Origin of the sequence: Ferrimicrobium sp., from assembly GCF_027319265.1 — a bacterium.
Classification (GTDB): Bacteria; Actinomycetota; Acidimicrobiia; order Acidimicrobiales; family Acidimicrobiaceae; genus Ferrimicrobium.
Genome location: NZ_DAHVNP010000056.1, coordinates 1 through 13,182 on the forward strand (window position 1 = coordinate 1; position 13,182 = coordinate 13,182).

The 13,182-nt window shown below is 56.7% G+C and carries 10 protein-coding genes and 2 rRNA genes; all 12 read left to right on the forward strand.

Annotation, left to right across the window (positions count from 1 at the left end):
• A 23S ribosomal RNA gene (locus M7439_RS08360) occupies nucleotides 1–415 on the forward strand; the annotation flags it as partial.
• 56 nt (nucleotides 416–471) lie between these two features.
• A 5S ribosomal RNA gene (rrf, locus tag M7439_RS08365) occupies nucleotides 472–589 on the forward strand.
• A 278-nt stretch (nucleotides 590–867) separates the two neighbouring features.
• On the forward strand, nucleotides 868–1,974 hold the full coding sequence (locus M7439_RS08370; RefSeq protein ID WP_298346611.1) for an efflux RND transporter periplasmic adaptor subunit: 1,107 nt from the start codon (nucleotides 868–870) through the stop codon (nucleotides 1,972–1,974).
• Nucleotides 1,964–2,662, forward strand: a complete 699-nt coding sequence (locus tag M7439_RS08375) for an ABC transporter ATP-binding protein (RefSeq protein WP_298346613.1) — start codon at nucleotides 1,964–1,966, stop codon at nucleotides 2,660–2,662. The genes M7439_RS08370 and M7439_RS08375 overlap by 11 nt, the downstream gene beginning before the upstream one ends.
• Nucleotides 2,659–3,897 (forward strand): ABC transporter permease, encoded by a 1,239-nt coding sequence (locus M7439_RS08380; protein ID WP_298346615.1) that lies wholly within the window; start codon nucleotides 2,659–2,661, stop codon nucleotides 3,895–3,897. Before M7439_RS08375 ends, M7439_RS08380 begins: the two co-directional genes overlap by 4 nt.
• Before the next feature lie 759 nt (nucleotides 3,898–4,656).
• Nucleotides 4,657–5,943, forward strand: coding sequence for an efflux RND transporter periplasmic adaptor subunit (locus M7439_RS08385; RefSeq protein ID WP_298442814.1), 1,287 nt, complete (start codon nucleotides 4,657–4,659; stop codon nucleotides 5,941–5,943).
• 504 nt (nucleotides 5,944–6,447) lie between these two features.
• Entirely contained in the window at nucleotides 6,448–7,059 is a 612-nt protein-coding gene (locus M7439_RS08390) for an RNA polymerase sigma factor (protein ID WP_298346619.1), read from the forward strand.
• A gap of 167 nt (nucleotides 7,060–7,226) precedes the next feature.
• Nucleotides 7,227–8,123 (forward strand): hypothetical protein, encoded by an 897-nt coding sequence (locus tag M7439_RS08395; RefSeq protein WP_308464459.1) that lies wholly within the window; start codon nucleotides 7,227–7,229, stop codon nucleotides 8,121–8,123.
• Between the two features lie 1,396 nt (nucleotides 8,124–9,519).
• Nucleotides 9,520–10,002, forward strand: coding sequence for a hypothetical protein (locus M7439_RS08400; RefSeq protein ID WP_298346623.1), 483 nt, complete (start codon nucleotides 9,520–9,522; stop codon nucleotides 10,000–10,002).
• A 157-nt stretch (nucleotides 10,003–10,159) separates the two neighbouring features.
• Nucleotides 10,160–11,158 carry an aldo/keto reductase gene (locus M7439_RS08405; protein ID WP_298346625.1) on the forward strand — a complete coding sequence of 333 codons (999 nt, stop codon included), beginning with the start codon at nucleotides 10,160–10,162 and terminating at the stop codon, nucleotides 11,156–11,158.
• Between the two features lie 76 nt (nucleotides 11,159–11,234).
• Nucleotides 11,235–11,660, forward strand: a complete 426-nt coding sequence (locus tag M7439_RS08410; protein WP_298346627.1) for a hypothetical protein — start codon at nucleotides 11,235–11,237, stop codon at nucleotides 11,658–11,660.
• Between the two features lie 502 nt (nucleotides 11,661–12,162).
• Nucleotides 12,163–12,978 (forward strand): aspartyl/asparaginyl beta-hydroxylase domain-containing protein, encoded by an 816-nt coding sequence (locus M7439_RS08415; protein WP_298346629.1) that lies wholly within the window; start codon nucleotides 12,163–12,165, stop codon nucleotides 12,976–12,978.
• Nucleotides 12,979–13,182 lie beyond the last annotated feature (204 nt).

Below are 13,182 nucleotides of genomic sequence, written 5' to 3' on the forward strand. Positions count from 1 at the left end.
AAGGTTTGGCACCTCGATGTCGGCTCGTCGCATCCTGGGGCTGAAGTAGGTCCCAAGGGTTGGGCTGTTCGCCCATTAAAGCGGTACGCGAGCTGGGTTTAGAACGTCGTGAGACAGTTCGGTCCCTATCCGATGCAGCCGTAGGAAACCTGAGAAAGGCTGTCCCTAGTACGAGAGGACCGGGACGGACGTAGCTCTCGTGTGCCAGTTGTCCTGCCAAGGGCACGGCTGGTTAGCGACCTACGGAAGGGATAAGCGCTGAAAGCATATAAGCGCGAAGCTCTTTTCAAGATGAGGTTTCCCACAGGGTTAACCTGGTAAGGCCCGTGACAGACGATCACGTTGATAGGCCGGAGGTGTAAGCACAGCAATGTGTTCAGCCGACCGGTACTAATCGGCCGAGGGCTTGGAGGTACCCGTGCTCGCTCTTTCCTTCTCATAGAGTGGACAAGACAGATCTTGACAATTTCGAGCGGTGGCAATAGCAGTGGGGAGACACCCGTTCCCATTCCGAACACGACCAGTTAAGCCCACCCGCGCCGATGGTACTTGGGGGGAGGCCCCCTGGGAGAGTAGGGCACTGCCGCTCGTTTCAACAACCCCCCTCATTGCGAGGGGGGTTGTTCTGTTTTGCCCCCACGCCAAGGGTTGCACCGGCCGGGGCTGGGGACTCGCCCTGCTGGGTTAGGGCTAGCTGAGGAAATTCGGGGGAAATCTGCGGAACTGTCGCAAGGATTCAGCTCCAGCTGATGGGAACACAAATGCCTAACATGTCTCTAACAGGGGCCTTACCCTAGCAAGGGCATAGAGCTCTATCGTGAATTTACATGAGAGTATTACCAGCCCAAACCATATGTTCCACCTGTTGTGACTAAGAAGGGATTTGCTAAGTTTGCTCTACGGGGAGCTGCTCTTCTGCTGGTTTTTGCTATTGGGTACGTGGTCCGTGCTGAAACATCGTCTGCGGGGCGGGGTCGGTCAGCACGAACTGAACGGGTGATAACCGTTACTGATGGTACGGCGTCCCAGACAATACCCGCATCAGGAACTATTGAGCCAGCAACGGAGCGCACTGCTACTTTTGCGACCTCTGGTATTATCAATACGGTAAGTGTAGCTATTGGGCAGTCGGTTAGCGCTGGTCAGCAGTTGGCGACTCTAGAGACAGCGCCGCTCGCCGCCGCCGTAGCACAGGCTCAGGCACAACTTGCGAGTGCCCAGACCAAGTTGAGTACCGATGAGGCTGCGGGGGCAACCTCGAGCACTATCAATGCAGATGACGCTGCTGTGAGTGCAGCAAACTATTCTCTGTCTATTGCCCAGGCAAACCTAGGGGACGCTACGTTAAGAGCTCCGGTATCGGGAACGGTAGTGGCAAGTACACTTACCCCTGGCCTACAGGTATCAGGAACCGTAAATGCTGCAGGTGCAGCCCCGGGGATCACCATCATAAGCCCAAATTCATGGTTGGTCGAGGCGGCGATCAGTGACGCAAGCATCGCTGGTGTCTCCGTTGGCGAGCAGGCGACCATTACTCCGCAGGGCTCGACTACGAACGTATATGGAACCGTTTCGTCTGTCGGCCTCGTCGCGAGTGTATCTGGTGGAGTCGCGTCCTTCCCGGTTACTATCGCGATAACGGGATCACCGTCGGAGCTGTATGCGGGTCTGCCTGCGAATATCTCTCTGACCACCCGGGTGCAGGCTAACGTGATTGAGATCCCCATCTTGGCCGTACACTCGCTCGCATCGCATCCCTATGTCATTGTCGAGACAGGAAAGACCAAGGCTAATACCCCGGTCACCCTGGGTTCGGTCATTGGTGCTAACGTTATTGTATCGCACGGTCTTTCTGTCGGTACGCGTATCCTCGAGAGGAACCCCGCATTTGCGAAGTCGCTAGGGGTGCCTGGTGGCAAAGCCGGAGATGGCAAGCGCGGTGGCAAGGGCGGAGGTGGCCTTGGTGGAATCTGATCAAAACTCTGGTCAGGACCTGCTTGTCCTGAAGGACATAGGCAAGCGGTACCAACTTGGAGACCTTTTTGTCGAGGCTCTCCGAGGGGTCAGTTTCACGGTTGTTGCCAATGACTATGTCGCGATAACCGGTCCTTCGGGTTCTGGGAAGTCGACCCTTATGCATCTCATTGGATGCCTTGACGTTCCCACCTCTGGTGACCTGATCATCGCGGGAGAACTGGTCCGTGATCTTGATCAGGCTCAGCTCGCTGAGATACGGAATCGCCGCATAGGCTTTGTTTTTCAACAGTTTAACCTGTTGCGGACCATGACCGCTCAGCGCAACGTTGAACTCCCGCTCCTCTATGCCGGAGTACCCAAAAACGAGCGACGAGAGCGTGCAGCGACGCTTCTTGAGCGTGTGGGACTCGGAAACCACATGAATCATCGGCCAATGGAGCTCTCAGGCGGACAACAGCAGCGTGTCGCCATAGCGCGAGCGCTTGTCGGGGATCCTAGCATCATCCTAGCCGACGAGCCGACAGGGAATCTTGACTCCCATAGCGCTGAGGAGATCCTGGGGATTTTCGAGGAACTCAACCAACTTGGGCGCACGTTAGTTGTTATCACCCACGATGCGAGCGTTGCAGCTAGAGCTACCCGTTCGCTGCATATTCGGGATGGTCAATTGCAGGAGGTCTCATGACCTGGGGTCAACTCGTACGAAGCGCACTCGAGGCGATCCAGTGGAATCGTCTGCGCTCCCTCTTGACCGTGCTCGGCATCGTGATTGGCATAGCCGCGGTGATGGTCACGGTTGGCCTTGGTGAGGGAGCGCAGGCCAAGGTCAGCTCCAAGATTGCCGCACTCGGAAGTAACCTTCTCACCGTTGCTCCCGGAAGTACCTCTGCTGGTCCCGGTGTGCGCCGAGGTCTCGGGAGCGCATCTACTCTCACGATGGCTGATGCTGCTGCCCTGTCGTCTCGTGTTGTGGCCCCGGCGGTGGCTGCAGTTGCTCCGCTCGCAAGCCAACGCGAGACGCTTACGAATGGGGCAATCGACTGGCCAACGACGGTGGATGGAACCACTCCGTCGTGGCTCACCATTCGGTCGCGGTCGGTCGAGGTTGGACGATTTATCAGCACGCAGGACGAGGTGTCGAACGCCGACGTTGTGGTACTTGGAGCACTAACCGCCCAAGAACTCTTCAGCTCAGCTAACCCGATTGGTAGAGTCGTTGACGTTGGTCCGCTGCCTATGACCGTGATCGGTGTGTTGGCACCTGTTGGTTCTGGAACTTCGGCGACATCGAACCAAGATGACCTAGCTATTGTTCCGATCTCTACCGCGCAAGGTTCTTTGTTTGGGACTTCTGCCAACGATTCGGTCCAGTCGATTCTCTTGCAGGCCACCAGTTCATCGACGCTGTCGGCTGCCTATCAGGAGGCAGATCACGAACTTATGATGCTCCATGGAGCTACCAATCCAGCAAACGCTGATTTTACCATCACCGCAGAGCAGTCTCTCTTTAGCGCAGCAACCTCGATATCGGCCACATTGACGGCACTTCTCGCAGGGATTGCTACGGTATCGCTGCTGGTTGGCGGGATCGGTGTCATGAATATCATGCTGGTCTCTGTGACGGAACGAACGAGAGAGATAGGGCTTCGCAAGGCACTGGGCGCAAAGCCTAGCGATATTCGTCGTCAGTTCTTGGTTGAGGCTTCGGTCCTCGGAGTGTCCGGAGGTCTTGTTGGAGCTGCACTGGGTTTACTCGGACAGTTAGTGTTGCCCTCGGTCATCTCGAATCCGGTCATTATCCCTCCGATTGTCACCGTTGCTGCCGTTGCGGTGGCATTGATGATCAGTCTCCTGTTCGGTGTCTATCCAGCAGCTCGCGCGGCACAGCTCTCTCCGATCGACGCACTACGGTCTGAATAACAAGAAGGGAACACACTTTGAATCGACGCATTCTTGTTATGGTTAGCGTACTAGTAAGTGGTGTGATGCTCGCAGCTTGTGGATCCGCTGCTGCGAGCACTAGCTCTACCGCACTCCCCAAGACCTCTTCTACGCCTAAAAAGCATCCAGCAAAGATTGCTGCCAGCGGGACCATTGCTGCTGTGTCACCATCAGCATCGAGTATGCAGGTTCAGGGTACTGCTACCGGCGAAACGACGGTTGGATGGACATCTGGGACCAAATTTACACAGATTACCACGATTTCTCCGTCCTCACTTACGGTTGGATCATGCGTGGTAGCCATCGAACACACTCCGCGTGGTTCTCGTGTCCCGGTTGTTCGCTCGATAACGGTGGAGACGAACACTACTAGCTGCGCTGGTTTGCCGGCAAGCACGGGCAAAACTAAACACCATGGAACACATTCGCATAAAGGCGCTAAGGAACGCCACCTCATACGGGGAAGAATTACCCGAGTATCATCGACATCTATCACCTTGTCGGTAACCTCAGGTTCCGCTTCCCAAACTGTCACACTGCCTCTAAGAGCGACGACCGATGTTATCGCCCATCAGAGCGCCACGAGCAGCGATCTCGTAGTCGGCCGATGCGTGGTCGTTGAAGGGTCTACTAGTTCCATTGGGGTGGTGAAAGCCCATCGCATCGGTATCTCTTCGCCGACTAGCGGATCCTGTGGGGTCGCCGGGGGTGGAACGTCTTCACCGTCAGGGAATGCTGGTGCGTGACAACAAGCTCTGCCGGGTTATAAAAGTCTTGGTCGTCGTAGTGGTCGGTGGGGCGACGGGTTTTTTCATCTCCCGCCCCGCACCACCGGCCTACCAACTTGCCTACGCGGAACCAGAGACAATCACTGCAACGATTAGTGCGGTTGGTACGTTGGTGCCTGTTACCCAGGCTGCGGTTCCTCCGCCGATGAGCGGAACCGTCTCTTCGATTGGGGTGCAGGTGGGTCAGAGGGTGACGGCTGGCGAGACGTTAGCCACGGTCTCGCCGTCCGCACTGGCATCTCGGGCAAGGATCGCCGACGCGTCCGCGCTAGCCCAGGCTGAAGCTGCATTAGCTGAGGCCGAGCAGCCCACCCCAGTCCCGGCACCAAAGAGTTCCAGGTCGAGTGCCCTTCAATCCGACGTTAACGCCATCCGTAAGACGCTCGTGGAACTATGTCCAGGAGCTCATTCGTCGGTCTCGCCTGCCTGCGGATCCCTCAACACGGAACTGAGTAGGCTATCCTCTCAGTTAAGCGCCAAAACATCGGATACTAGCTCTCCTGGCCCAGAGGCAACCAGCACCTCAAGTGCTACCATCGCAGCTGACGAAGCTATCGTGACTGCCGATCAGAGTGCCCTCTCGTCAGCTTTGCAGGTCCAATCGAGTTCATTCGTATCGCCTATAGCGGGTACGGTTGCCACGCTACCACTCGCTGTTGGTCAGGTGGTCCGTGCTCAATCTAGCTCTACCGCGATCACTGTGATTCAATCGAGTAGGTCAGAGGTTGTCGTTCCCATTGCCATCGCTACCGCACGTCGACTCCATGACGGTGACCAGGCGACCATCCTTCCTCTTGGAAGTCCTCATGCAACAACTGGTGAAATCATATCCATTGGAACCGCTCCGACAACGAATCAAGTGACAGGGGCTACCACTGTCTCCGTTACCGTTGCAGTCAATCATTTGACACTCCCAGTATTTGATGGAGCGCAGGCGCTTGTGGTCATTGCTATTGCGCACAGCGCTGATGTATTAGCCGTGCCTACATCGGCGATCTTCTACAAGGGTGGACACCCAACCGTGCTCGTGGATAACCCGAGAGGAATATTTTCCGATACCGTGAGAGTCGGTATCGTAGGCGCCGACTATACGTCTATTCTTGGAGGTCTTAGCGACGGGGTACCGGTGGTGTTGGCTTCCTTGGATCGGCCCTTACCTGTCCCGGTGAAACCAATCGGTGGTTTTGGGAAAGCATTTGGCCAAGGTGGCGCCAGACGCAAAGTTCCCAGATTGTGAATCGACTCTATCAAAGAAATGGATGCTGGTAGCAGGCCCGAAGACCTGGTGGATGCGTGGTCATCACGGCATCGCGCGTGGCCGTTGCGTACAGCAGACCGTGCCTGTGGGTGCAACGAGCAATGACAAGCACCGCTCCATGAGGTAGCTGGTCCGACAGCCGGACGGCGCCAACGGCATCGAGGCGCGAGATACAGCAGTTGACTCGAGCGGCCCACTGGAACGATGCGTCATTCGTTGGTCTTTGTGCATTTTGACCTCATGTCTCTCCGACATCTTTTCCTTGGCATGCTTTTGTTGTGGGTAGGTGGCGCCTCTGCCAAGATTGATGGGCCTCTCACCAGCACGCCAAGGACGGTACCTTCTCTTGGCACTATGTGTCGGTAGGTTTTCGCAGGCCTAGCCCTCGGTTACGACCTTGGGAAAATTTGGGAGGTGTGGAGTGCCTGAGGGTTTGTTTCCATCTCGTGCAACAGATGAGGTGTCGTCGGGAAAGTATCTAGTATGGGGTTGCGGCATGCGAAGGGGATCGAGAGCGATGACGGAGTGACTGGGGAAGATCTCAGGTATGAAATCGTGGTCGGTTCGCTATTAGATCCGATCTATCGGTTTTATCGACGTCGCGTTGGGCCAGATGTGTGCGATGACCTCACCGTTGAAACCTTCGCCGTGGTGTTCTCGCGTTTGCCAAGCTATAGCTCTGAACGCGGTGCTCTCCGACCGTGGGTCTTCGGTATCGCGGCCAACGTCTTGCGGCATCATTGGAGGGACGAGCAGGCCCGTCTGGCACGCGAGGCGAGGCTGGGGGGCATGGCCATGACAGATACCCGTCCAGAAGACCCAGGCGATGGTTACCTTGAGCTTGATGCCACGATCGCCGGCGCGCTTTTAGGGCTCAATGATGAAGATCGGCTGGTGCTGTTGCTGTATGCCTGGGAGGAGCTGAGCCCCAGCGAGATCGCCCAGGCTTTGGCGTTGCCAGCGGGTACGGTTCGTTCACGCCTCTCGCGGGTCCGCGCACGGTTACGCGAGGAACTGATGCGAGATGGGGGTCCGTCGGGGACGATAGAGGATGGGCGCACGTCGACGTTGAAGGAGGATGGATGGACGAATTAGACCTGTTGCGCGGTTTTCATGCGGATCGAAGTGTGGCCTCCAGGGGCCTGAGGGATCGAGTCGTGGCGCTTGGTTCGTCCAAGACTCAGATAGGTTCCGAGGGAAACGCGCGTGTTTCTATGGCGCCTATCAGCTCAGCAAAGCCTGCCAGCTCCAGCAAGGATGGCATGGATCCATTAGCAGGACTGCAGCAGCGCCGCACTAGGGGGTTGTATCGACACAAGGTGCTTACCAGTGTTGCGGCGTTACTCCTGGTAGCCGGAGGGGTGGCCGGGTTTGCGTTGAGCCACACCCAGCAACAAGGAGGTACTGCTCTCGGTGGTGTTGGGGTGATAGAGCTTGCTTACCATCGTCTTCTCGCTGTTCGATCCCTACATTTTCAGACTATCGAACAGATTGAAGCTGGGTCGACTCCGGAGACGATTACCACGACCGGGGTAGCAACCGGAGTCGAGAATGGTCCATCGGGAGTGGCTGAACGTGCGTTGACGACATCGGTGACGCCACAGGGAAAGACAGCGGTGGAACTTATCCTCACCCATCGAGTGCTCTATGTACGACGCGTGGCACCGAGCCCAACAGCACTGGGAACGGCGACATATTTTGGATATCGAGTGAGTTCTTCGGGTCCTCCGGCAACGCTTGGCGTGCAAAACCCGATCCATGCAGGCCCGGTTACCTTGCTTCGACGCTTTGCTCAGAGTGGAGTGGTGACGACCTCGCAGTCGGCCAATATCGACGGTCAGGTGGTGACGCGTTATCAGGCCCGGGTGAAGATAGGAGCAATTTTGAAGGCCGACGCTGGTGACATTCCGTCCACCCTGCGTTCGGAGATGCAGCTTCTGGGGAAGGATGCCCCGGTTGCGCTATGGATTAACCGGCACGGCCAACTGCTACGGGAGGTGGTAACCGTCCCCTTCACGGTCAGCGGATACCAGTTCTACACCATCGACACGTTGAACTTTAGTGCGTACAACGCACCAGTTACCGTCACGGCGCCGTCGACTGCACGGGTGACCTTTGAGAGCAGCCTCACCAAGCTCGTGCAAGCTGTGGAGGGTTAGATGAGCGATAGGGATGACTCCCACATGGAGGACGTAGCGGATGAACTCGAGCCAGGCAGTTGCAAAAGTCTGATCGGATTGGCTTTTCTGGCTCCAAGCGGCGTGTTGTTTAGTGGGGTTGAGCTCTATACGATCGTGGCCCACAAGCACCTATACTCCCCAATCCTGGGCATCATAGCAATCATATGGTGCGCTTTTGGCGGTACCCTACTTGCAGTGGTTGTCCTGCGGAACCTTTTTCCAGAGCGCGATCGGTCTCGCGATGCACTCCTCGGGTGGTCGCAGCTGCCTCGCACGAAGCGATACCTCGCTCGGGTCGATCGGGGGGAGCCCGTTGTTCTGTTCGGCGCTTCGGCCGTACACAAGCTGCGGAATCTTAACCGGATCTCCATGGTCTTGGCAACCCTTGTCGTTGCTGGCTCCACTTATGGATTGATCGCTACCGATTTCGTGCCTGCTTTGGAATCGCGCTCTCAAGGATCTGATCTGAGCGCACTGGCTCTGATCGGAGTCGTGCTCGTGACCTATGTCGTGAGTCGCCTGATCCGGGGGTGGGTGAACCGTGATGCCACAAGACGGGTCCGTTCGTGTCACCAGGATGACTTATCCAGCTCCCCTTGTAACGCAAGGCATCGCACACCGGAAGGGAGAGCATGAGGATGCAAATGGTAACTAGCAAGGAGAAAAAGGGGTTGCAAAAAGTCGGTGAGCAAAGCTTGACGATCCTAGCAGCCGTCGGGTGTTATGGAGCATACGTGGTAGCACTCACGGCTGGACTGGGAGCCTTCCTGCCGACCGCAGCCGCGTTTGTCGTGTCTCTAGTGACTCTAGGGTTGCTCGCTGTTTGCTTCTCCCCCCTTGGCCGTCGGCATCATTTAGCCATTGACGATAGCGAAGCAGCCGATAGGACTAGCACAACCGACCGAGGAGAACAGGTTCAGGCTGCCTGAACGCTGACGCCTCGTTCGGTCGCAGAGGTGCTGTCCGACTCGACAAGGACTGACGCAACGGATCCTGCAAGGGTTGCACGAGCGTCCTTTCCTATTGGCAATTGACACTCGCCAAGGGCTCTCGGTCACCTTCCAAAACCCCCGTCAGTGCTGCTGTGGCCGAAGTTCCTGTGGGTGCGCTAGTGGCTCCAGTGCTCGGAGGCTTGTGGGTTGGGGCAACAGTTGCTTGAGCGAGAGTGAGACCGACTCTGATTCTGTCATGATGAGCCGGATTTAGACATCGAGTACACCGTGTCCTTATGCTGAACCAGAGCCGATCTCAAGAAGCACGACAAATGCGGTCGAAGCGCTCTGAGCGCAGAACCAACAACTCCCATGGCTCCAGCGGATGATGAACGTTTTGGGAGATCTCCAAGGTACCGTGTAGTCGAAGAAGGAGCCACGAAGTGTTCACGAGTCGTCACCACACCCTGCTGTATCATGCTCTCCTGCTAGTACATATCCTCGGCGCGATGACCTTCTTTGCTGGGGTCGTGCTCGCGGGCCTGGTGTTGGTAAGAGCGCGTCACGCCGCGATGGCATCGGAGGTCGCAAGCATTCTCTCCCTCGCGCGTATCGGCGTGTTGTTGGTCGCGATCGGTGCGCTGGTGGCTGGTGCATTTGGCTTGCTCCTCGTTTGGGTCGGTCACTATGGCTTTGGGTCTGGGTGGGTGGTCGCCGCCATCGTGACCTATGTCGGCGTTGTTGTCTTGGGGGGTTTGGGGGGCGCGATACCAAAGCGAGCAAGATTGCTAGCGACTGAACTGGGCCCGGTAGAGGTATCGCAACAGCTGCGAGATCTGCTGTGGGATACTCGGAGCCGTCTCTATAACGATGTTGCCTTTGTGCTGATGCTGGTATTGATCTACCTCATGGTATTCAAGCCCTGATATCGAGACCAGCTCCCGTGAGGTTGGAGGGGATGGCGGCCCCGGGTGGCGATATTGCGAGGGTTGCTCGCGTCGCTGATGATGGGAATACGCGGGAGACGCTTGTCGCCAGTAGGGTTTTAGTGAGGTTGTGTGTGCAAACGAAGAGGAGATTGTGGTGAGTGACGAGACGATTCGACTAGGTGCGACAGGGTTGAAGGTCTCCAGGCTGTGCCTTGGGACGATGACGTTTGGCCTGCAAAGTGACGAGGAGGAGGCCATCAAGATTTTGGATCGAGCCTTCGAAGGTGGTATCTATTTCATTGATACTGCGGATGTCTACCCGCTCGGTGGCGGGGTGCGTTTGGCGGGAACCACAGAAGAGATCGTCGGACGTTGGCTCAAAGGGAAGCGCGATAAGGTGATCCTGGCGACAAAGTGTTTTGGAGCAATGGCGAAGGAGCCTTTCCATCAGGGCAACTCGCGCAAGCACATCTTTGATGCGGTGGATGCATCGTTAAAGCGACTCGGCACTGATTACCTCGATCTCTACCAGTTGCATCGCTACGATCCAGAGACTCCTATCGAAGAGTCGTTAGGGGCCTTAGATGACCTGGTGCGTCTTGGTAAAGTTCGCTATGTAGGGTGTTCAAACTTCCCTGCATTTCGGTTGGCGAAGGCAAATGCAGTGGCCGACGGGAGGGGTCTCGCGAGATTCTCTTCGGTCCAACCCCGCTACAACTTGTTGTACCGCATCATCGAACGAGATCTTGTGGAGCTAGCGGTCGAGGAGGGAATTGGTGTCATCCCCTACAATCCGATCGCCGGTGGGCTGCTCTCCGGGAAGCACCGCTCTATCGACACGCCGACCGAGGGGACACGCTTTAACTCGACACCGGCGAGCGAACTCTACCGAGAGCGATACTGGCACGAGGAGATGTTCGCCACGGTAGCAAAGCTCCAGGCCATAGCGGCCCGCGAAGACGTTAGCCTCGTGACACTTTCCGTTGCCTGGGTTATGCGCCAGAAGGGGATCACATCACCGATCATCGGCGCCTCGAAGGTCGAGCAACTCACTGATTCCATGGCGGCATTGGAGTATCAGCTCTCGGATGCAGTAGACGTAGAGTTGAAGGCACTCACTGACCAATACCTGGCTGGACCCTCACTGGTCTGAGATCGGGTTGGATCAAAGTTTTAGCGGTGAGGTCAGGCTGGACTAGAATGCCCTCAAGCGCGGTGCGGAGGTAACCATGGGTGAAATAGGTAAGGTCGTAGGACTCGTGTTGGTTCTGGCGGCGATAGCAGGCCTGGTGGTGAGCTTTGTGGTGTGGCGCAAGCGACGGCAGCCGACCGGTCTGATGATCCTTCGATCTGCGTTGCCAGATCGAGAGCGCCAACGGGTGGCCTATGCGCATCTTCGAGCGGGCACCCTCCCCGACGATCCAGAGCTCGCCGAGGTCGTCAGAGAGGTCGCCCAAGCGACGGTAAGTCAATGGGATCCGACATTGATCTATGGGACCGTCCTTGTACTGCTCGCGGGCGAGTACCTGATGAAGCCAGATAGTATCTTGATCCTCTTTGGTTTAGGCTATTTGCTCCTCGTAGCGTGGGGTGTGCGCTCACGTCGTCAGATGCGAGATCGGGCGCGACTGATCTTGGCCAACACCGGGCAGTGATCGTCGCGTACGGATACTGCCGCCTGAATTGATGCGTTCTCGGCCAACGGGATGGCCAGGTACTGATCCCTCCGTGTCGGTCCTTTGCTTCTTCTCTTCCTGCACCGTTCCGTAGTACCCTGCAAGTCGCGTACGCGAGTCACAGGCGATGAGCAGTGTTTGACGTGCTGATCCACTGTGAGCTCAGTCGCGCACGGTTCCAGATGCGAGCAGATACACACGGATTGCAAGCGCGCTGTGGCGTGTGGTCGAATTCTCGCAGGGTTCGCACGCCTCACGAGTGGCGTGGAGATCGTCGCCTGTGATGAAGTCAGTGCGCCAACCGAGGAGTTGTTAGCGAAGGATCATCGATGAACCTCGTCTAGCTAAACTGAAGGTACGGCGGTCCGGACGCCAAACCCATAAGGGTAGCGCAATAGAGCAATAGAAGCATCGAGCAATAGAAGCATCGAGCAATAGAAGAAGAGAACTGCAGGGAAAGACAAGAAGAGAGGAGCAGAGCATGACCAAGACATGGCAGGTGGCCCTGGATGAGGCGCGTGACAATCTTCGATCGGCGATGATGGATCTACGCGGGGTGCGTGAGGATCTTCGCGAGGCAGCACTCAACGGTGGCGAGGCTGCCATCTTTGGACTTGAGGGATGGTTACTGCAATCATCCATCGTCCCCACGACCCCCTTCTTGGATCCAGAGATTTTTCCCTGGACGAAGACTCTGGAGGATGGGTGGAAAGAGATACGTGAAGAGCTCGATACGATGTTAGACCACAGGGAAGACCTGCCCAACTTTCAGGAGATTTCTCGCGATGTCGCTTCGATCTCTGATGATGATCAATGGAAGACTGTCTTCTTCATGGGGTACGGTTATCGGTCGCAGGCAAATTGGGAGCGTTGCCCAAAGACGGCAGCGCTCCTCGAACAAGTCCCTGGCCTGACGACCGCTTTTTACTCGATACTGAGTCCTGGCAAGCACCTCCCCCCTCATCGTGGGCCCTATCGAGGTGTGTTGCGTTACCATCTTGGGCTGAGAATCCCAGAGCCAGCGGAGCTCTGTGGTATCGAAGTTGGCGGTGAGACTCGCCACTGGGAAGAGGGGAAGAGTCTACTTTTTGATGATGGCTATCAGCATAGCGCCTGGAACGATGCAACGGAGCTGCGAGCAGTGCTTTTTCTCGATGTCGTCCGGCCCATGTCTGGAGCTGCCAAGGTGGTAAACGATGCGTTGTTAAAGGTGATCGCCTTGTCACCGTTTCTTCGCGACGCAAAGAAGCGACATGAGGCATGGGAGCGGCGTTTCGAGGGAAGTATCCGGCAATAGCATCGGTCGCAAGTCACGCTAGGTTCGTGGTCGCTCGATGCACCGAGTCTTGACAGGGCGGAGCGCTCGGCCTAGGATGGCAGGCAGTCGTTGTTGACTGCTAGACGTGGCGTTTGATGAATGAGAGCCCGACAGCACGTGCTGTCGGGCTTGTCGTTTTTTGGGCACGGTGTTGCTGGGCATTGCGGAGGTTGGAGGGAACGG

What these genes read in the sequence shown, in the direction of transcription:
- M7439_RS08380 (WP_298346615.1), top strand. Translation starts at nt 2,659, where the DNA reads ATGACCTGGGGTCAACTCGTACGAAGCGCACTCGAGGCGATCCAGTGG.
- M7439_RS08390 (WP_298346619.1), top strand. Translation starts at nt 6,448, where the DNA reads ATGGGGTTGCGGCATGCGAAGGGGATCGAGAGCGATGACGGAGTGACT.
- M7439_RS08395 (WP_308464459.1), top strand. Translation starts at nt 7,227, where the DNA reads ATGGATCCATTAGCAGGACTGCAGCAGCGCCGCACTAGGGGGTTGTAT.
- M7439_RS08410 (WP_298346627.1), top strand. Translation starts at nt 11,235, where the DNA reads ATGGGTGAAATAGGTAAGGTCGTAGGACTCGTGTTGGTTCTGGCGGCG.
- M7439_RS08415 (WP_298346629.1), top strand. Translation starts at nt 12,163, where the DNA reads ATGACCAAGACATGGCAGGTGGCCCTGGATGAGGCGCGTGACAATCTT.